This is a genomic window from Streptomyces silvisoli (genome assembly GCF_029269905.1).
Lineage (GTDB): Bacteria > Actinomycetota > Actinomycetes > Streptomycetales > Streptomycetaceae > Streptantibioticus_A > Streptantibioticus_A silvisoli_A.
The window spans coordinates 157,655-178,374 of the sequence record NZ_JARJBC010000004.1 but is presented as its reverse complement, the minus strand read 5'-3'; the positions used below and the strand labels follow the sequence as shown (position 1 = coordinate 178,374).

General features: G+C 70.1%; 13 protein-coding genes. 7 read left to right on the top strand and 6 right to left on the bottom strand.

The genetic code is table 11. The annotated features are described in order from the left end of the window. Window positions 1–27 precede the first annotated feature (27 nt). The 3 genes from P3G67_RS08735 to glgX all read right to left on the bottom strand — a co-directional run bounded on the left by P3G67_RS08735 (window position 28) and on the right by glgX (window position 5,913). A complete protein-coding gene (locus P3G67_RS08735; RefSeq protein WP_276092920.1) occupies window positions 28–1,899 on the bottom strand; it encodes an ABC transporter ATP-binding protein in 1,872 nt (623 codons plus the stop codon). Then, window positions 1,899–3,644: an ABC transporter ATP-binding protein gene (locus P3G67_RS08730; RefSeq protein WP_276093070.1), complete on the bottom strand. Its 1,746-nt coding sequence runs from the start codon at window positions 3,642–3,644 to the stop codon at window positions 1,899–1,901. The genes P3G67_RS08735 and P3G67_RS08730 overlap by 1 nt, the downstream gene beginning before the upstream one ends. 130 nt (window positions 3,645–3,774) lie before the next feature. Continuing rightward, entirely contained in the window at window positions 3,775–5,913 is a 2,139-nt protein-coding gene (gene glgX / locus P3G67_RS08725; RefSeq protein WP_391858227.1) for a glycogen debranching protein GlgX, read from the bottom strand. Between the two features lie 363 nt (window positions 5,914–6,276). Here glgX and P3G67_RS08720 point away from each other — a divergent pair, with 363 nt between their 5' ends. The 6 genes from P3G67_RS08720 to P3G67_RS08695 all read left to right on the top strand — a co-directional run bounded on the left by P3G67_RS08720 (window position 6,277) and on the right by P3G67_RS08695 (window position 13,331). Further along, window positions 6,277–7,515 carry a L,D-transpeptidase gene (locus tag P3G67_RS08720; RefSeq protein WP_269853130.1) on the top strand — a complete coding sequence of 413 codons (1,239 nt, stop codon included), beginning with the start codon at window positions 6,277–6,279 and terminating at the stop codon, window positions 7,513–7,515. 316 nt (window positions 7,516–7,831) lie between these two features. Further along, window positions 7,832–9,061 (top strand): L,D-transpeptidase, encoded by a 1,230-nt coding sequence (locus tag P3G67_RS08715; protein ID WP_276093068.1) that lies wholly within the window; start codon window positions 7,832–7,834, stop codon window positions 9,059–9,061. 78 nt (window positions 9,062–9,139) lie between these two features. Next, window positions 9,140–9,907 carry an enoyl-CoA hydratase/isomerase family protein gene (locus tag P3G67_RS08710; RefSeq protein ID WP_276092918.1) on the top strand — a complete coding sequence of 256 codons (768 nt, stop codon included), beginning with the start codon at window positions 9,140–9,142 and terminating at the stop codon, window positions 9,905–9,907. Window positions 9,908–10,165: 258 nt separating this feature from the next. Further along, on the top strand, window positions 10,166–10,660 hold the full coding sequence (locus P3G67_RS08705) for an ATP-binding protein (protein ID WP_276092917.1): 495 nt from the start codon (window positions 10,166–10,168) through the stop codon (window positions 10,658–10,660). Window positions 10,661–11,081: 421 nt separating this feature from the next. Next, the gene (locus tag P3G67_RS08700; protein WP_276092916.1) at window positions 11,082–12,326 is read left to right on the top strand and encodes a cytochrome P450; all 1,245 of its coding nucleotides are present in this window, start codon (window positions 11,082–11,084) and stop codon (window positions 12,324–12,326) included. Between the two features lie 222 nt (window positions 12,327–12,548). Continuing rightward, window positions 12,549–13,331, top strand: a complete 783-nt coding sequence (locus tag P3G67_RS08695; protein WP_276092915.1) for a 3-hydroxybutyrate dehydrogenase — start codon at window positions 12,549–12,551, stop codon at window positions 13,329–13,331. A gap of 239 nt (window positions 13,332–13,570) precedes the next feature. On the opposite strand, the gene P3G67_RS08690 is transcribed toward P3G67_RS08695, so the two are convergent. The 3 genes from P3G67_RS08690 to P3G67_RS08680 form a co-directional block, all read right to left on the bottom strand. Next, a complete protein-coding gene (locus tag P3G67_RS08690) occupies window positions 13,571–14,461 on the bottom strand; it encodes an ALF repeat-containing protein (RefSeq protein WP_276092914.1) in 891 nt (296 codons plus the stop codon). 264 nt (window positions 14,462–14,725) lie between these two features. Next, complete coding sequence (locus P3G67_RS08685) at window positions 14,726–16,327, bottom strand: S1 family peptidase (protein ID WP_276092913.1); 1,602 nt, start codon at window positions 16,325–16,327, stop codon at window positions 14,726–14,728. A 61-nt stretch (window positions 16,328–16,388) separates the two neighbouring features. Then, entirely contained in the window at window positions 16,389–16,895 is a 507-nt protein-coding gene (locus P3G67_RS08680) for a hypothetical protein (protein WP_276092912.1), read from the bottom strand. 331 nt (window positions 16,896–17,226) lie between these two features. Here P3G67_RS08680 and P3G67_RS08675 point away from each other — a divergent pair, with 331 nt between their 5' ends. After that, a complete protein-coding gene (locus P3G67_RS08675; RefSeq protein WP_276092911.1) occupies window positions 17,227–20,715 on the top strand; it encodes an ALF repeat-containing protein in 3,489 nt (1,162 codons plus the stop codon). Window positions 20,716–20,720: the final 5 nt, after the last annotated feature.

The window sequence follows — 20,720 nt, the reverse complement described above, 5'->3', positions numbered from 1 at the left end:
TTCTGGTTCTGTCGTGGGTGGGCGGGTTCAGCTCACCAGGCTGTCCCGCCAGGCCTGGTGCAGGTGTGCGAAGTTGCCGCTGGCGGCGATGAGTTGGGACGGCGTGCCGTCCTCGATGACGCGGCCGTCCTCCAGGACCAGGACGCGGTCGGCGATCTCCACCGTGGACAGGCGGTGCGCGATGATCAGCGCCGTGCGGCCGTGCAGCACCGTCGCCATGGCCTGTTGCACCGCGCGTTCACCGGGGACGTCCAGTGACGAGGTCGCCTCGTCCAGTATCAGCACCGCCGGATCGGCGAGCAGCGCACGGGCGAACGCCACCAACTGGCGCTGTCCGGCGGATATTCGGCCACCACGCTTGCGGACATCCGTGTCGTAGCCGTCGGGCAGCGCGGCGATGAAGTCATGCGCGCCGATCGCCTTGGCCGCGGCTTCGATCCGCGCCGGGGTCGCGTCCGGGTCGCCCAGCGCGATGTTCTCCGCGACCGTGCCGGAGAACAGGAACGACTCCTGGGTGACCATCACCACCCCGCGCCGCAACTGCGCTGTGGACAGCTCCCGGAGGGCCACCCCGTCGAGGGTGACCCGGCCCTCCGTCGGGTCGTAGAACCGGCACAACAGCTTCGCCAGCGTGGACTTGCCCGCCCCGGTCGCGCCGACCAGTGCCACCGTCTGGCCCGCGGGTATCGCCAGATCGAAGCGCGGCAGCACCTCGCCTCCGGACCGGTAGGCGAACCGCACCCCCTCGAACGCCACCGCCCGGCCGGGACGGGCGCCGTGCTTCGCCGGAAGCTCCCTGGGCCGCGCGGGCTCCGCCACCGACGGCCGCTGCGCCAGCAGTCCGGCGATCTTCTCCAGTGAAGCCGCCGCGGCCTGCCAGGAGTTGAGGAACATGCCCAGTGGGTCGATGGGCGCGTACAGCCGCCGCAGATACAGCACGAAGGCGGCGAGCACCCCCAACTCCAGTGAGCCGGACGCCACTCGATAGGCGCCCCAGAGCACCACCAGAGCCACCGAGGTGTTGGCGATCAGCCAGGACGAGACGTTGAACCGGCCCATCTCCAGGATCGCGTCGCCGTTGGCCCTCTCATGGACGCGGTTCAGCTCCGCGAACCGGGCCTCGTTGGCCCGCTCCCGGCGGAACGCCTGCACCGGCCGGATCCCGTTCATGGTCTCGGTGAACCGCACGATCACGCTGGCGGTCGCGGCCGAACGCCGGGAGTACGCCTGCTGCGAGCGGCGGTTGAAGGATCTGGTCGTCCACACCAGCGGCAGCGCGGTGGCCAGCGCGAACAGGCCGAGGCCCCAGTCGAGCCAGAGCAGCACCAGGCCGATGTAGAGCACCGCCAGGCCCACGTCGAGCAGTTCCTGCAGGCCGTCGGTGAGCAGTTCGCGGAACGCCTCCACGTCGGAGGTGGCCCGGGCGATGATCCGTCCGGAGGTGTAGCGCTCGTGGAAGTCCAGGCCGAGCGCCTGGGCATGCCGGAAGATCCGGCCGCGCAGGTCCAGCAGCACGTCCTGGCTGAGTACCCCCGACAGCCGGATGAACGCCCGCTGCAGCGTTCCTCCCAGCAGTGCGCAGCCGACGTATCCCACGGCCGTGGCGATGAGCGGCCCCCGGTCGTGGCCGCGCAGCGCGGGGATCGCCCGGTCGATGGCGTACGCCACGATCAGCGGACCGGCCTGCACCGCCGCCTGCTGTACGACCAGCACCACGGCGGCCAGCCAGACCCGCGCCCGGTAGGGGCGCACCAACTCCCTTAGCAGCGCGCGGGACGCGCCCTTGGGCGCGGGCAGTACATCGCGGTCGTAGCTGTCGCGCTCCGGAGGCGCGGGCGTGGGCCGGTCCGGCTCCTGGCCGGGGCTTTGGTCCACTGACGAGTCGGCGAGGGTGGTCATCAGGCTGCGCTCCTCTCGTCTGTGTCGCCGGACATCAGCTGGCGGTACTCCAGGCATTCGGCCAGAAGTTGGTGATGGGTGCCGACGGCCGTGATGCGTCCGCCGGACAGCAGCGCGACCCGGTCGGCGAGCAGCACGGTGGACGGCCGGTGGGCGACCACCAGCGCGGTGGTGGTGGCCAGCACCTCTCTCAGCGCGCCCTCCACCAGCGCCTCGGTGTGCACGTCCAGCGCGGACAGCGGATCGTCCAGCACCAGGAAGCGCGGGCGGCCCACCACGGCGCGGGCCAGTGCCAACCGCTGCCGCTGGCCGCCGGACAGGCTCAGCCCCTGTTCGCCGACCTGGGTGTCCACGCCCTGCGGCAACTCGTCCACGAATCCGCACTGCGCGGTCTCCAACGCCCGCCGCAACTCGGCCTCTCCGGCCTGCGGCGCGCCCATCAGCACGTTCTCCCGGACGCTCGCGGAGAACAGCGTCGGCTCCTCGAAGGCCGTGGAGACCATGGCGCGCAACCGCTCCTTGGGCAGCCGCGCGGCGTCCACGCCGTCCAGCGTGATGCGGCCGCCGGTCGCCTCGTACAGCCGGGGAATGAGCGCGGTGAGCGAGGTCTTGCCGGAGCCCGTGGCGCCGACCAGTGCCATGGTCTGGCCGGTGGGTATGTGCAGGTCGACCCCGGTCAGCAGGTCCGGGGTGCCGTCCGGGGCGTCCGGGTAGCGGAACCGCACCCCGGTGAAGCGGATCCCGTCGTCGGCGACGCGGCCGCCGGTCTCCGGCGCGGACGTGTGGTCCGGCGGCAGTTCGGTGTCCATCACCTCGAAGTACCGGTCGGCCGCGGTGGCCGACTCGTTGCTCATGGACAGCAGCCAGCCCAGTGACTCGATGGGCCACCGCAGCGCCAGCGCCGTGGACAGGAAGGCCACCAGCGTGCCCGCCGACAGCTTGTCGTCGGACACCTGCACGGCGCCGACCACCAGGGCCACCCCGAGCGCCACGTCCGGCACCGCTGTCACCAGCATCCACACATCGGCCAGCAGCCGGGCCTTGCGCAGTTCGGTGCCGCGCAGCGCGTGCGCGGCGCGGCGAAACGTCTCGGCCTGGCTGCGATGCCGACCGAACGCCTTGATGATCCGGATGCCCAGCACCGACTCCTCGACCAGCGTGGTCAGATCGCCGATCTGGTCCTGGGCACGGCGCGACGCCAGCGAGTAACGGCCCATGAAGTACGTGCACAGCACCATCAGCGGCACCGCGGGCACCAGCGGTATCAGCCCCAGTGTCCACTGCTGGGCGAACAGGATCGCGAACCCCACCACGATCGTGCTGGAGTTGACGACCAGGAAGACCAGCGGGAAGGACAGGAACATCCGCAGGACCTGCAGGTCGTTGGTGCCGCGGGAGAGCAACTGGCCCGATCCCCAACGGTCGTGGAAGGCCACCGGCAGCCGTTGCAGATGTCGGTAGAGGTCGGCGCGCATCCGTGCCTCAAGTCCCGCCATCGGCCGCGCGATCAGCCAGCGGCGCACCCCGAACAGGCCCGCCTCCAGCAGTCCGAGCAGCAGCACCAGGCCGCCGCCCAGCCAGACCCCGCGCGGATCCCTGTGCGCGACCGGCCCGTCCACCGTCCACTTGAGCACCAGCGGGATCAGCAGTGCCATGCACGACGCGGTGACCGCCACCGCCATGGACCCGAACAGCCGCGGCGCGACCGGCCGTGCGTACGGCCACAGCCGCAGCAGCGAGCGCACCGCGGACCGCCGCCCCCCGGCGCTCTGGCGGGCATGCCCCGCCCCGCCCTTTTCGTCCCCCATGGCCGTCCCCTCCGTCTCTGCCACGGTTCAGAGACTAGAGGCGACCACCGACAACGCCCATCGGGTTTCAGCGGTGTTCGGCCCGCAGCAGCATCAGGGAGCGCTCCGCAACGGTGATCGCGGCGCCCGCGCGGTGCCGTCGCGGCCCCGGGACGTCCGCCGTCCGCGAGGTGTCGACCAGTACCTCGTAATGCCGCGCCCACGGCGGCCCGGGCAGCGTGAAGCCGATCGGGGTGTCCGCGGCGTGCAGCACGGTGAGGAAGCTGTCGTCGTCGACGCGGCGACCGGTGGGGTCCCGCTGGGGAATGTCCCTGCCCGACAGATACATGCCAAGCGTGGCGGCCGGGGCGAACCAGTCCGCCTCGGTCATCTCCGCGCCGCGCGGAGTGAACCATGCCAGGTCCCGCAGCCCGCCGGAGTCCTGCGGCAGCCCGGAGAAGAACGCCCGGCGGCGCAGCACCGGGTGGTTCCGGCGCAGCCTGACCAACCGCGCGGCCAGCTCGAACAGGTCGCGCCACCGCGGTTCTTCGAGCAGCGACCAGTCCACCCAGCCGACCTCGTTGTCCTGGCAGTACGCGTTGTTGTTACCGCCCTGCGTGCGGCCCATCTCGTCGCCCGCGACCAGCATCGGCACCCCGGTGGACAGCAGCAGGGTGCCCAGCAGGTTGCGCAACTGCCGCTGCCGCAGCGCCAGTACCGGCTCGGAGTCGCTCTCGCCTTCCGCGCCGCAGTTCCAGGAGCGGTTGTCGTTCGAACCGTCCCGGTTGTCCTCGCCGTTGGCCTCGTTGTGCTTGCGGTCGTAGGAGACCAGGTCGCGCAGGGTGAAACCGTCGTGCGCCGTGACGAAGTTGACCGAGGCGTACGGGTGGCGGCCGCTCCACGCGTACAGGTCGCTGGAGCCGGACAGCCGGTACCCGAGATCGGCCAGGTCGCCGCTCGCGCCCCGCCAGAAGTCGCGCACCGCGTCCCGGTAGCGGTCGTTCCACTCGGTCCACAGCGGTGGGAAGGCGCCCACCTGGTAGCCGCCGGAGCCGATGTCCCAGGGCTCGGCGATCAGCTTGACCCGGCGCAGCACCGGGTCCTGCGCGATCACCGCGAGGAACGGCGAGAGCATGTCGACGTCGTGCATGCTGCGGGCCAGCGCCGCCGCCAGGTCGAAGCGGAAGCCGTCGACCCCCATCTCCGTCACCCAGTACCGCAGCGAGTCGGTGATCAGCCGCAGCACCTGCGGCTGCACCACGTGCAGGGTGTTGCCGCAGCCGGTGTAGTCCGCGTAGCCGCGCGGGTCGCCGCCCAGCCGGTAGTAGCCGCGGTTGTCGATGCCGCGCAACGACAGCGTCGGCCCCAACTCGCCGCCTTCGGCGGTGTGGTTGTAGACCACGTCGAGGATGACCTCGATGCCCGCGGCGTGCAGCGCGCGCACCATCCGCTTGAACTCGCCCACCTGCTGGCCGCGGGTGCCCGAGGAACTGTATGCGGCGTGCGGCGCGAAGTAGCCGATGGAGTTGTAGCCCCAGTAGTTGCGCAGGTTCCGCCGCAGCAGATGGTCCTCGTGCGCGAACTGGTGGACCGGCAGCAGCTCGACCGCGGTCACGCCCAGCTCCGTCAGGTGCTCGATGGCCGCCGGGTGCGCCAACCCGGCGTAGGTGCCGCGCAGTTCCGGCGGTATCCCTGGATGGCGCATGGTGAAGCCGCGGACGTGCAGCTCGTAGATGACCGTGTCGGACCACGGCGTCTTGGGGCGGCGGTCGTCCTCCCAGTCGTCGCCGTCGTCCACCACGACGCCCTTGGGCACGAACGGGGCCGAGTCGCGGTTGTCCCGCACGGTGTCGGCGACCGCGCGGTCCGGCCAGTCCCGTACGTGCCCGTAGACCTCCGGCGGCAGCGCGAACTCGCCGTCCACGGCCCGGGCGTACGGGTCCAGCAGCAGCTTCGCCGGGTTCCAGCGCGCGCCGGTCCACGGGTCCCAGCGGCCGTGCACCCGGTAGCCGTACGCCTGGCCGGGGCGCACCCCTGGGACGAAGCCGTGCCACACCTCGTGCGTCAGCTCGGTCAGCGGCAACCGGGTCTCGGTCCCTTCGGCGTCGAACAGGCACAGCTCCACGGCCTCCGCGCCGCCCGCCCACAGTGCGAAGTTGGTGCCCTGCGCGCCGTCGGGCCCGGTGTGGAAGCGCGCGCCGAGGGGTTCCGGGGCACCGGGCCACACCGGGCGTGGCGGGGCGTCAGGAAGCCGCTGGACGGCCGCCGCGTCCTCGGCGGCCGGTTGCGCCGTCCGGGTGGTGGGTGGCGGGTCGGCCAGCGTGGTGGTCGCGGAACGGTGGCCGTCGCCGTCGGTGGCCCCGCCGGGCGCGGCGGAGGCCTGGTCTGGTTCGGGTGCGCTCGACACGTGGCGGCCTCCCGCGGCTCTACGGGACCGTGCGGCGGCGTCCCGTACCGCGCGCGGTTCCGTTCTCCGTTGTGGCTTCATGGTGTCATTCCCGGTTAAGGCGCCGTACTCACGGAACCCGTAGTCCCGGAAGTCGTTGACCCCGGCGTGACGAGTGCAGTGGTTGCGTGGGTACGCCGGGTGGTGCGAAGACTGCCGGGCACGGGATCGGTCGCCGGATGCGTACTGGCCGGTGCGGTCGTGCTGGCCGGGTGCACCGGCGGCTCCGGCGGGGGCAGCGGTGGCGCGGCCGGGGACGGGCGCGGGGCGGGTTCCGGCGCACCGGCGGTCTCCCAGGCCACCATCCGGATCACCCCCGAGGACGGCGCCTCCGGGGTACCGCCCACCGGCGTGCTGGGGGTGACGGTGGACGGCGGGGTGCTCACCCAGGTCAAGGTGGCCGACGCCACCGGAGCCCAGGTGCCGGGCCGGACCGACTCCGGCGGGCACTCCTGGCACCCGACCGGCAAGCTGGCGCTGGAGACCAGGTACACGGTGGACGCGCTCGCCGAGGACTCCGGGGGGCGGCGGGCCGCCAAGCACGCCGAGTTCACCACCTTGGTGCCGCAGCACCGGCTCATCGCGTTCTACACGCCGGAGACGGGCGCCACCGTGGGCACCGGCATGATCGTTTCGCTCACCTTCAACCGCCCGGTCGCCGACCGCGCCGCCGTGGAGCGGGCGGTCTCCGTCATCGCCCAGCCCGCCGTCCAGGTGGCGCCGCACTGGTTCGGCGCCCAGCGACTCGACTTCCGGCCGGAGCGCTACTGGACCCCCGGCACCAAGGTCGACCTGCGGCTGCGGCTGCGCGACGTACAGGGCGCGCCCGGTGTCTACGGCAGCCAGTTCAAGGACGTGGTCTTCACCGTCGGCCGCGACCAGACCAGCGTGGTGGACGCCGAGGCGCACACCATGACCGTGCGCCGGGACGGGGTGGTGGTGCGCACCCTGCCGGTGAGCACCGGCAGCCCCGAACACGCCACGTACGCCGGGAAGATGGTGATCTCCGAGAAGCTGCCGGTGACCCGGATGAACGGGGACACCGTCGGCTACGGCGGGGAGTACAACATCCCCGACGTGCCGCACGCGATGCGGCTCACCCAGTCCGGCACCTTCGTGCACGGCAACTACTGGTCGCCGAAGGAGACGTTCGGCACCGCGAACACCAGTCACGGCTGCGTCGGGCTGTACGACGTCAAGGGCGGCGGCGCCCAGACCCCGGCCGGCTGGTTCTTCGGCAGTTCGCTGGTGGGCGACGTGGTCCAGGTGATCAACGCGCATGACGCGACCGTCGCGCCGGACAACGGGCTCAGTGGCTGGAACCTGACGTGGGCGCAGTGGCTCGCGGGTTCCGCGGCCGCCATGGCGTCGGCCTCGCCCTGAACATGTCCGTCGAAGCCTGACACGTTCGTCCCGCGGCCCAGGGGCCGGGCCGAACGGCCGCCCCACTCTACCCAGTTGCGGGCGGTTAGCGGCGGACTGGGACGGAACGGTGACAATTCCGTGGCTTGGTGACCATCAACAGTGTGGTTATCTATCGACGAGCGTGGATGGCGCCTGTTCAGGTGCGGTCAGAGCATCTCGGCGCATACACGGGGGATCAGTGCGAGTTCGACCGGGCAGGATCGCTACCGGGGCGGGCCATGACGGCGTGCCCGGCGGTGGAAGCGGACGGTCGCGCGAGGGGAGAGACGAGTTGCTGTCACATCAGCCGAAGGCCCGGCGGACCGCGGGGGCGGCGTCGGGCGCCAGGCGGGGTCTGCTGGCCGGTGCGCTGGGCGCGGTGCTGCTGCTGGCGACCGCGTGCGGTGGCCACGATTCCAGCCAGGGCAAGGGCGGTTCCGGATCCGACAAGCAGGCTTCGCAGGCCGTGGTGAACGTGGCGCCGAAGGACGGCGCGACCGATGTCGCCACCAGCGGGGCGCTGAAGATATCCGCGGCCCAGGGCAAGCTGACCCAGGTCGCGGTCAAGGACGCCAAGGGCACCGCGGTCGCGGGCAGGATCTCGGCGGACGGCGCCAGCTGGGTGCCGGACAGCAACCTCAGCACCTCCACCAAGTACACGGTGGACGCCATCGCCAAGGACGCGCAGGGTCGTGAATCGGCCAAGCACGCCACGTTCACCACGGTCGTCCCCAAGGACAACTTCATCGGCTTCTTCACGCCCGACGACGGCTCCACGGTGGGCGTCGGCACCGAGGTCTCGATCAGTTTCAACCGGCCTATCGACGACATCAAGGCCGTGCAGAACGGCATCAAGGTGACCACCTCCCCGTCCGTGCCCGTCGTCGGCCACTGGTTCGGCAACCAGCGCATCGACTTCCGCCCGGAGAAGTACTGGGCGCCCGGCACCAAGGTGACCCTGAGCCTGCGGCTCAACGGCGTGCAGGCCGCGTCCGGGGTGTACGGCTCGCAGTCCAAGGACGTGCACTTCACCATCGGCCGCAACCAGGTCAGTTACGTGGACGCCGCCTCGCACGAGATGACCGTGACGCAGGACGGCAGGACCATCAAGACCATCCCGATCTCCGCGGGCGCGCCCGAACACACCACGTACAACGGGCAGATGGTGATCAGCGAGAAGGACCCGGTGACCCGGATGGACGGCTCGACCGTCGGCTTCGGCGGCGAGTACGACATCAAGGACGTGCCGCACGCGATGCGGCTCAGCCAGTCCGGGACGTTCATCCACGGCAACTACTGGGGCGACCCCTCGGTGTTCGGCAGTGAGAACACCAGTCACGGCTGCGTCGGTCTGCACGACATCCGCGGCGGTGGCGACAACGGCACACCGGCCGCCTGGTTCTACGACCACTCGATGATCGGCGACGTGGTGGTGGTCAAGAACTCCAACGACAAGACGGTGGCGCCGGACAACGGCTTCAACGGCTGGAACATGCCGTGGTCGCAGTGGACCGCCGGTCAGTGAGCGGGCCGCCTCGGTGACCTACGGTGAACGGCCCGCCCCGGCGGGCCGTTTGCCGTAGGCGGGCGCTACCGTGCGGCCATGACTGTTCACCTTGAGGCCGCCGACGGCGTCGGCGTCATCCGTCTGGACCGCCCGCCGATGAACGCGCTGGACGTCGCCACCCAGGACCGGCTGCGCGAGGTCGCGCACGAGGCCGCCCGCCGCGACGACGTACGGGCCGTCGTCGTGTGGGGCGGTGAGAAGGTGTTCGCGGCCGGCGCGGACATCAAGGAAATGCAGGCCATGGGGTACGAGGACATGGCGGTGCGGGCCCGGGCACTGCAGGACTCGTTCACCGCCGTGGCCCGTCTCCCCAAGCCCGTGGTGGCAGCCGTGACCGGCTACGCGCTCGGCGGCGGCTGCGAGTTGGCGCTGTGCGCCGACGTGCGGATCGCGGCGGAGAACGCCAAGCTCGGCCAGCCGGAGATCCTGCTCGGCCTGATTCCGGGCGCGGGCGGCACCCAGCGGCTGTCCCGCCTGGTCGGTCCGGCCAAGGCCAAGGACCTGATCTTCACCGGCCGGATGGTCACCGCCGAGGAGGCGCTGACCATCGGCCTGGTCGACCGGGTGGTTCCGGCCGAGAAGGTCTACGAGGAGGCGCACGCCTGGGCGGCGAAGCTCGCCAAGGGACCGGCGCTCGCGCTGCGCGCCGCCAAGGAGGCCGTCGACAGCGGTCTGGAGACGGATCTGGAGACCGGCCTGGCCGTTGAACGCGGCCTGTTCGCCGGGCTGTTCGCGACCCAGGACCGGGAGATCGGCATGCGCAGTTTCGTCGAGGAGGGGCCGGGCAAGGCCAAGTTCGGCTGAGCCGGACCCACGGCCGTGTGGGTGACGGCCGGCGGCGGAAGGCTGCTTAAGGCCACCTTAAGAGAGCCTTAAGGGAGTCTGGTCCGCGACGGTTCGTCACCCTCGGCCCGGTGCCGATCGCCGCAGGTGGACAGGGCCGTGGTGGGGGTGTCACTGCCTCGGGCATATGCCTTCGAGGTGGCTGGGAACCGTCCTTGCGACGGGTCCAATTCCCCCGGTTCCGGCCCGAACCGGTGCCTGGACGGCCATGATGAACGCATGGCGGGTCGGGGAGGATCTGAGCAGGCACAGCGGTCGAGCAGTACCGCGGCGGCATGGGCGGCGATGCCGCAGGACCGGTACGACGCCAGCACTCTGGTGCTGCTCGGCAACCCATCACTGGACGAGGTGCGGCTCACCTCGCGCCCGGAGTCCGCGTCCACCGCGCGCCGGCTCACCCTGGCGGTACTACGGCTGTGGTCGCTGGCGCACCTCGGTGAGGACTGCGAGCTGCTGGTCTCGGAGCTGGTGGGCAACGCCGTCCGGCACACCGGTGCCCGCACCTTCGGGTTGCGGATGCTGCGCCGCCGGGGCTGGATCCGGATCGAGGTGCGTGATCCGTCGCGGGCGCTGCCCTGTCTGCTGCCGGTCCGCGAGCTGGACATAAGCGGGCGCGGACTGTTCCTGGTCGACAAGCTCTCCGACCGCTGGGGGGTGGATCTGCTGCCGCGCGGCAAGACCACCTGGTTCGAGAAGCGCGTGGTCGAGCGCTGAAGATGCGAGAAGCCCCCTGCGCCGGGTTGCGGACGCGATGGGGGCTTCTTCGTGGCGCCGGGGAGCAAGGGGGGGTGTGGTCCACGGCGCACTTGGCACGACCGAGCCCGGGTCAATGGGGGTCGTTGCCACGACTTTCGCACGGAGGGCGCGGGGGAGACAAGCGGGCATTTCCGACACTCAGGCCATATCGGGTGTACCGCCGATCGAATTGAAGGTGATACGCGCCACCACCCTTGAAAGTGGTGGCTACGCGCCAGTAATGACCTTGCATGGCCCTGGATCGATATGCGGCACTCGTTGCGGATGGCGGCGGTTCACCGGGCGGCGCCCATGACTGCCACGTATGGTGATGAACCATTACCAATTGTGCGCAACGGCTCCGGGGTGGCCGACGTCCCGGACCGCGGGAGGCCGCTCCATGACGTCCGGCACCTTGCTCCAGCAGATCACCGACTACGCCAACCGCGCCGACCCGTATCCGTTCTACGCCGAGCTGCGCAGCACCCCGGTGGCCCGCCAGGACGACGGCACCTACCTCGTCGGCACCTACTACGAGATCAGCGGTCTGCTGCACGACCCACGGCTCAGCTCCGATCCGCGCAACCTCGCCGACCGGCGGGGCGGGCTGACCGAGGAAGAGGAGGCCGGACTGCCGCCCTCCTTCATCCGGCTCGATCCCCCCGAGCACGACCGGATGCGCCGCCTGGCGATGCGCGCGTTCGGCCCACCGCACAACCCGCGCCGCATCCACGGCATGCGCGGCGAGCTGCTGCGGATCGTCACCGACGTCATCGACGAACTGCACGGCAAGGAGCGGTTCGACCTGGTGGACGACGTCGCCTATCCGTTTCCGGTCACGGTGATCTGCCGGCTGCTGGGCGTCCCGCGCGAGGACGAGCCGCGCTTCCACGACTGGGCCGACGACATCGTGGGCGGCCTGGACCTCACTCCCGGCCAGGACTTCACCGAGCGGCAGCGCACCGCCCAGCGGGCCCGGGTCGAACTCGGCGGATACCTCGGCGGACTCATCGACCAGCGCCGCCGAAACCCGGGCGACGACATGCTCTCGGCACTCGCCACCGACCAGGGCCCGGACGGGCGGATGTCGCCGATCGAACAGATCACCACCGCCGTACTGCTGCTGATCGCCGGGCACGAGACCACCGTCAACCTCATCACCAACGGCATGCTCACGCTGCTGCGCCAGCCGCAGCACCTCGAACGGCTGGCGAAGGAACCGGACCTGGCGGTACCGCTGGTGGAGGAACTGCTGCGCTACGAGCCGCCGGTGCAAATCCTGCCGCAGCGCGTCACGTTGGCCGACATCGAAATCGCCGGAACCGTCATCCCCGCGGGCGCCCCCGTCTGGCTGGCCCTGGCTTCCGGCAACCGCGACCCGCGCCGGTTCCCCGATCCCGACCGGTTCGACCCGGACCGCCAGGACAACCAGCACCTCGGTTTCGGCGGCGGTATCCACCTGTGCTTCGGCGCCCCGCTGGCCCGGCTGGAAGCCCAGATGGCGCTGACCCAGCTGTCCCAAAGACTCCGCAACCCCCGCCTGCTGGAGGACCCGCCTCCGTATCGCCGCAATCCCATCCTGCGGGGGCCACGACACCTGCCGGTGGCCGTGGACGGGACGCAGGAGGCGCGGCCTACACGGTGAGACGGGGGCTGGACGAGCCGTCCAGCCCACACCCTGAGGGTGGTTCGCGGTCCGCGGCGACGGGTCGCGGGGGATGCCAACTCGGTTGCCACCGAACCGGGTTCGGGAGGCGGACGGACATCCACCGCATGTACGGACATCCATCGCATGTACACAGGCGCGCCGCCGAACACATGGTCCGGGCACCTGACGGCCCGTGACGCCACGCCGTAGTGTCGGCCCATGGAGACTCCGCAAAGCCCCCGCCCGACGGTCGGTGACCGTTTCCTGGCCGGGCGAACCGCGCTGGTCACCGGGGGCGCCAGCGGCATCGGCCGGGCCTGCGCGATCGCGTTCGCGGCCGCCGGGGCCCGGGTCCATGTCGTGGACCGGGCCGGGGAGGCGGCCAGGCTGGTCGCGGACGAGACCGGCGGCACCGCCCACGTCGTCGACCTCGCCGACCCCGACGTGGTCGACACCCTCCCGGACGACGCCGACATCGTCGTCAACAACGCCGGGTCACAACATGTCGCGCCGCTCCAGGACTTCCCGCCGGAGCGCTTCGCGGTCATGCAACGGGTGATGGTGGAGACGCCGTTCCGCATCCTCCGCCGCACCCTGCCGCACATGTACGGACGCGGCTGGGGCCGCGTGGTCAACATCTCCTCGGTGCACGGTCTGCGGGCCAGCCCGTACAAGGCCGCCTACGTCGCCGCGAAGCACGCCCTGGAGGGGCTCAGCAAGGTGGTGGCGCTGGAAGGCGCGGCACACGGCGTCACCAGCAACTGCGTCAACCCCGGTTACGTACGTACCCCGTTGGTGGAGCAGCAGATCAACGCCCAGGCCACCGCGCACGGCATCCCGGAGGCCGAGGTCGTCGAGCGCGTGCTGCTGGAGCGCACCGCGATAAAGCGGCTGATCGAGCCCGAGGACGTCGCCCAGACCGCACTGTGGCTGTGCACCGCGCACGCCGCCCACATCACCGGCGCGTCCCTGCCGTTGGACGGCGGCTGGACCGCCCACTGACCAACCCGCCCCCCCGCCCGCGCAGTCGGCGGCCCTACTCCCAACTCGCCGTCGTGCCCGCGCAGTCGGCGGCGCACACGGCCGCGCGGTGGGCGAGCGCGATCAGCGCTCGGTAGCTGGGCGATGCACAGGCCGCCGTGGACGTTGGAGCCCAGGCGGTGGTCCCCCAATCCCGCCCCTCAGCTGGGGAGGGGAAGGGGGACCACGGTCAGAGCCGTTTCGAAAGGAGCCTCTCCGGGTTACCTGGTGGCGGGTTTGGCGTGCTTGCCGCTGCTGCGATGCGAGGACGAAGTGGGCTTGGCCTTGTGGTGGGCGTGTGCGTGGGCTTCGTCGGCCGCTCGGGCCTGGTACTGCCCCACATCGAGGAAGGCACGGATGATCTCGGGGTTGTCGCTGTCCAAAGCCTTTTGCCCGGCCTTCATCAGTGCGGGACCGACGGGGCCGCTCAGGATACGGGCGATACGTACCCGATCGTCTTGGAAGCGGATGTTGTCCTGTTCGACGTCCAGGAAGTACTGCACGTCCTGGGCGGTGCCCCGCAACGCCGCCTGGCCCGCCGCCTTCATGTTGGAGCTAGCGGTCTTAGCACCGATGATCTGACGGACGCGAGCTCGATTGTCCTCATCGCGGGCTTGGTACTGGCCGACTTCGAGGAAGTAGCGGATCTTTTCGCGGTCGCCGCTGCTGAGCGCAAGGTCGCCGGCTCTGCTCACTGCTGGTCCGCCCACGCTGATGATCTGGGCCGTGCGGATGCGGTCGTCGTTGTCCCGCGCGACGTACTGGCCGGTCTCCAGGAAGTGCCGCATGTCGGCCGCGGTGCCGTTTAGCGCATGCTGGGCGGCCTCGCGCAGGTACTTCCCGGTGTTCGGGGCCGCGAGGATCTTCTCGATCGCGGCCCGGTCCTCATCCGGGGAGGTGATCGCTCCTGGCGGAGTGTCGATCGCAGTCTGGGTGACGGGCGGGGTTGCCGGGGTGGTGAGCGGCGACGCACTCGGCGCGGCGGGCGCACCGGTCGGGTGGCTGTCGGGGATGGTGTGGGCTGGCGGGGTGTGGGGCGTCGCGAGGGCTGGCGAGGTGAGGGCGACGGCCGGGGCCACAGCGGCCGCAGCGGTGATGATCAGCTTCTTCATATGCGATTCGGATGCCTTTCCGTGCGTTGAGGCACGTGCGTTTCCTGGATCGTCGGCGTCTGCTGCCGGGGAGCGTCGGGGCTGTCGGCGCAGGGGCGGGGCCATGCGGCCGGTCGGGTGCGGCGACCAGAAGGAAAGGGAGAGGGGCGGACCACGCCCTGCGGCGGAGACGACAACGAGACGCCGCCGGGCGTGGCGCTACGGCGGTTGCCCCGCGTGCCGGGTGGGTCAGGGAACGATCCCTGCCCGTGCTGCACTGCCGCGTTAGGGCGCTAGGGGGATCTCGTCGTGGAGACCGGTGGCGTCGACGCCGGGGTAGAGGGTGAGGCGGCCGGTGTTCCAGCGGACGAGGACATCGTTGGGGACGGTGTTGGTGGTGAAGGCGCCTGCGGCGACGACGGTGGCGTCGGCCCAGGCGGATTTGGCCTTCTCGATTTTCATCTCGCCGGGTAGGCCCTTGGTGGTCAGGCCGGGGTAGATGGTGGTCTCGCCGTCCTTCCATCGCACGAGTAGGTCACCGGTGGTTTTGCCGGCGAACTCGCCTGAGGTGATCTGGTCGGCGTAGGTCCAGGTGGTGTTGGGCTTGGCCAGCTGCGTCTCGCGCTTGACGCCATTGGCGACGAGATCGGTGTAGAGGGAGGTCTCTCCGTCCTTCCAGACCACGACCAGGTCGTCACGGCGCCCGCCGGGGGTGTAGCGGCCAACGGTCATCTGCCGGGCGTTCTTCCACGTGGCGTTGGGCGCGGCGAGTTGCTTCTCGCCGTGGAAGCCGTGGGCGTCGACGGTGGTGTACTGGGTGAGTTTCCCGTCGTCCCAGCGCACGATCAGGCCGTCGGTGTTGTCACCGGTGAAGTTGGCGCTGTCGATGGAGACGGCCTTGGCCCATGCGCCCTTCGACGGTGCCAGGCGGTACTCGGCCGCGAAGGGCCGTGCCGGATTGTTGCCGTCGGCGCCCTGGTAGAGGGTCACTTCGCCGTCGATCCATTGGACGATGAGGTCCATGTGGCGGGTGCCGCCTGCCGAGCCACCGGTGTAGTAACCGGCGGTCATCTGCTGGGCGTACTTCCAGGGCGCTTTGGCGAAGGTGCTGGAGTAGCGGATCTGTTGGATCCAGGCGGCCAGATCGTCGACCCGGGTGGCCAGTGCCGCGGTGCGGGTCTGTTGTGAGTCGAGGCAGCCGCCTTGCCAGGAGCGGGTGGCCACTGCGGCCAACTCGGGGCCTCCACTGCTGGTTTGGCGGAGCAGGGGTGCGCCGGTGTCGCCCTTGCACAGGGCTGCCTGAGTGCCGGGCTTGGCGTTGATGGCGAGGGTGGTGTTCTGCGGGGCGTCGATGGTGAAGGCGCCGGTGTGGGGGCGGTTGGGTACCCACTCGTCCTTGGTGCGGCCGTAGCCGACAGCGGTGAGTTCGTCGCCTCCTGCCGGGGCGGTGGAGGTGATGGCGAGGGCGGGTATGCCGGTGACGGGTTTGGCCAGGCGGGCCATGACCAGGTCGCGGTCGGGGCGTGGCACCAGCTGTGTGACGTCGACGACGGCGCCGGTGGTGCCGGTCAGGTCCGTGCGGCCGATGGTCGCGGTGGTCTTCCCCTTCGGTGCCCCGGCCGCGACTGTGGAGCCTTGCTGGAGGTCGTCGGCGAAGCAACTGCTCGCGGTGAGGACCCACTGCTCGTCCACGACAGTGCCGGTACACGAGCGCTTCGCGTCGCCCACGGTGATGTCCAGCTTCGCCAGGTACGGGTAGGCGCCGTCCTGGGCCGGGTCACCTACCACGGCATGGGCTGCCGTCCCGGTGAGCAGCCCGACCGTCGCGGCGGCGGTGGTGGTGACAAGTGCGGTGATCCACGCGGCACGTGGACGTCTGCCAGGCATGTGTGCGTCTTTCAGAAATGGAGGTTGCCGAAGGGGCGAACTGGCGTAAGGAGGGGCGGGTTCAGCCGGTGACGCGCAACTCGACGAGGACGGCGCGCTTTCCGCTGGTGCCGGACTCGCCGAAGGGCTGGTAGTCGTTCTTCCCGGCTTCTACGACGGTTTCCTTGTCATCGCTTTTGACCGTGGCCTCGACGGGATGGTCCTGGGTCCAGATGCCGTAGGCATCGGGCAACTCGAGGGTCAGCTCACCCTGCTTGCCACTGACCGCGAAGCAGAACTGCTTCTGAGCGGTCCGCGACTCCACCATGATCGCGTGCGGGGACTTGCAGTCGGTCAGCAGGATGTGGCCGTCACCCCGCTTGAGGAGGATCTGCTGGTCCTGGAAGATCTTCGCCGCTCCCGGGTAGGCGAAGTCCTCCACGGCTGAGGGCATCGCGTCATCGGCGGAAGAAGCCGTAGCGGAGACGGACGGGGCCGGGGATGGTGTGGGGTCCCCTGGGGCGGCGTGCGCGGTGGTCAGGGTCGCAACTGCGGCGCTGATGGCCAGCGCCCCGGCAACGCCCGTCATGACGAGCCGTCTGCCAGTGGGTAGCACGGTGTTTTCCTTCCTCATGGTGGTACCGGCACAACAGTGAAGCGTCTGTGAACTTCCTATGTAATGCCTGTGTAAGGATGCTACCGGTACACATCGCAAGCACTGCGCCTGGCCGCAGATGACGGCCCATTGGCCAGTGCGCCCACATGCCACGACGAGGTGCACGGCTCGACCAGCCGCACCCGCATGTGTGCCGAGCTAGGACCGAACTCATATATTTCTCAGGGGGGATGGGCCTGTGAAACGGCCAGCGCGCTCACCAGGAGCGCCATCCAAGAACACGGCAACGGGAACCTGCGGACGCATGCCCGGCCTGCGCGGTGCGTGCGCCACCCTGCTGCCGATCACGCTCGCTGCCAGTCTCCTGGGCGCCAGCCCAGCCGCCGCGGACGACGAGGACTCGTACGGGATATCCGACCGCGCTTTGGTCGTTGACCTGTGGCAGAACGGTGGCCCGGGAATCAGGGCGGCGGCGGAGAAAGCCCTGGTGGGCTCGGGCGAGGACGTCAAGAAGTTCCTCGCCGACAAGGACAGCATTCAAAACGATGACGACCGCGTCGACGCCAGCCGCATCTTCAACGTGGGTGGCACCGCAGTGCGGGAAGCCGCCAAGAACGCCCTCAATGGCACCCCGGACCAACTGCGTACCTTCCTCATCGACGGCTGGAAAGCCCCGCTGCAAGAGGACCAGCGGGTGGAGGCATCACGGGTCATCAACTTCGGCGGCACCGGAGTCAAGCAGGCAGGTATGGCTGCCCTGAAGGGCAGTCCGGACGATGTCGCCCAGTTCTTGAAGGCCGGCCAGTACCAGGCGCGTGAGACCGACGACCGAGTCGAGGTCTCCAAGATCATCAATGATGGTGGGCCGGCGGTGAAGGCGGCCGGCAAGCTGGCCTTGCAGGGCACCCCCGACGACGTCGTGGAGTTCTTGGAGGTCGGGCAGTTCGTGGCCCGCAACAAGGACCAGGAACACGCCACCATCGGCCAACTCGTCGACCAGGCACAGAAGGCCGGGGTACGGGCCCAAGCCGCCACCGATGCTGCCAAGGCAGCCTCCGCACGCGCCAAGGCGGCCTCGGCTTTGGCAAAGGAGGACGCACAAAGGGCAGCTCGGGAAACCCAGGCGGCCAAGGGCGACTCCGAGCGGGCGGCGGCCAAGGCCGGGCAGGCGGCGGCCGCCGCGCGGGCGGCTGCCGATGCTGCGCAGGAGGCGATCGGTGCGGCGAACGCGGCGAACGAGTCGGCGCGGGTCGCGGCGATGGCGGCCGCGCAGACTGCCAGCGCTGCGGTGGCCGCGGCTGATGCCGCCTCACGGGCCTACGATGCCGCCGCCGCTGCGGCCGGTAATGCCGGGAAGGCGGCGGAAGCCAAGAACGCCGCGGCCGCCGCGCGTAAGGCGGCGGGGCTCGCGGCCACTTCGGCGCGGGCCGCCCAGGCGGCCGGGGACGCCTCCCGGGCAGCCAAGGCCGCCGCGCAGGACTCCCTGTCCGCAGGCGCCGACGCCAATGCCGCCGCCGATGCGGCGGATGAGGCGAACGCCGCCGCCGATGCGGCCGGGGTCCACTCCAACGAAGCGGCGCAGGCGGCTGCGGAGACGCGTCGGCACGCGGCGGAGGCCAACCGGGCGGCCAATGCCGCCCAGGCGCTGGCGGATGAGTCCGCGGACGCGGCCTACGCGGCACGCGATGCGGCCAATTCGGCCGCCGATCACGCGAACAAGGCCGCGGACGCGGCCGAGGACGCTGCCAAGCACGCCGGTCAGGCCGCGGACGCGGCCAAGCAGGCCGACCAGCATGCCGACGCCGCCAAGAAGGCCGCCGACACCGCCGAGCAGGCTGCTGCGACCGCCAAGAAGGTGTTCGACATCGCTCGCAAGAGCGAGGCAGAAGACCTCACCACACGCACCAACGCCGCCATCGAACGCGCCCGTTCACAAAAGGACCAGGACGACCAGGCCACCTCTGACGCCGCCGCCGCCCTGAGCGAAGCCCGCGGCCTGGACGACACCGCCCAAACACTGGCCACCCAAGCCGCCAAGCCCAACCCGGACACCAAAGCTCTGGCGACCCAGGGACGCCAACTGGCTCTCAAAGCCTTGAAGGAACTCGGCCCTTTCAGTCAGGAAGCGGCCACCCGAGCCTTGTCCGGCACCGACAACGACGTCCTCGACTACCTGCGCACCGGCTGGCAGAACGCCAAGGCGCAGGACACCCGCCAGAAGGTCTTCGAGCTCACCACCCAAAGCCCCTACGAGGCGGTACGCACCGCTGCGGTCGATGCCTTGAAGGGCGGTGACCAGCAGGTTGCCGACTTCTACACCACCGGCCAGTACACCGTGGCCAACGATGACCTGCGGGTGAAGGTCTCCCAGATCAACTACACCGGCGGGCCCGGCGTCAAGGAAGCCTCCAAGGCCGCCCTGGCAAGCAACGAGCCCAAAACCCTGGCCGCCTTCATCGCCAACGGCCAGTACGTCGCCCGAAACGACGACGAACGCGTCGCCGCCTCCAAACTGGTCAACGACGGCGGACCGGAAGTGAAGGCAGCGGCCAAGATCGCCCTGTCGGGTCCGGCCGACCAACTGGACGACTTCCTCCAGGTCGGTCAGTACATGGCCGATCGCAAGGACCAGCTCGCCGCGACTCACAGCGCCCAGATGAAGGGCCTGATCGCGCAGGCATCCGTGATCGCGGCCAAGGCCCGGCAGAACAGCTGGCTCGCCGCCAAGGCCGCAGCCGACGCCCACAAGTCCGCAACCGACGCGCAGAAGGCAGCCACTCAGGCAGCGAACTCGGCGAAACAGGCCCAGGGTTATGCCCACGACGCCGACGTTGCCGCCACCAGCGCGGAGAACTCCGCGGCACAGGCCGCGAAGTCAGCGGCCACCGCGCGCAACGCGGCCGACGCCGCCGACCGCGACGCCGACGCCGCCACCGACTCCGCCGCCCAGGCCTCCTTCAACGCCAACTACGCACGCACCTCCGCCGCGCAAGCCAATGAAGCCGCCGACGACGCCCGCACCTCCGCACAAGCGGCAGGTAAGAGCGCCAACGACGCCGAGACCCTGGCCTCCCAGGCGTGGCAGAGCACGATGGACAAGCGCCGCGCCGAAGAAGCCGAAGCACGACGCAAGGCGCAAGAGGCACGCAAGGCCGAAGCAGCCAAGCAGCCCCGGCGCTGCATCCCCAGCCCCAACCACGAAATCGCAGGCCTCCTGCCCTGCGCACTGGCCCCCGGCGACTTCGTCATCGACACCACACCACCCGACCCCACCCTGACCGCCATCACCTGGGAACTCCTCGGCCTCAACGACCTCAAGGACTGCATCACCCAACCCACCCTCGGCAAATGCGCCACCTTCGCCATGATGGTTCTCCCCATCGGCAAAATCAGGGCTGTTGAGAGAATAGCCAAGGGCGTTGAAGGAGCAGCCGAGGAATCACGCACGGTCTGGGGTGCGATCAAGGCAACACAGCCGAATTATCCCGGCAGCAGTCTACCGAAATCTTTCGAGCTAACTGCCGACGATGTACACGTCTGGGTGCACCCAAATGCGACCGAACATATCGCGGAATACCTGTCGGGTATGACCAAGCGAGGGACGACAAAGGCTCAGCTAGATCTGGCGACCCAGGCGCAGCTCGACAGTCTGCGAGCAGCGGTCAGCGACGCTTCGAGGGGCGGCATCACTTTTGATAAGGTGGTCACGGCCGGCGGCTGGGAGCTGAAATTCAGTGCACCGAGGCGCGAAGGTCAACTCCCCGCATTGATCCACGCCCTGCCTCTACAATGATTGGC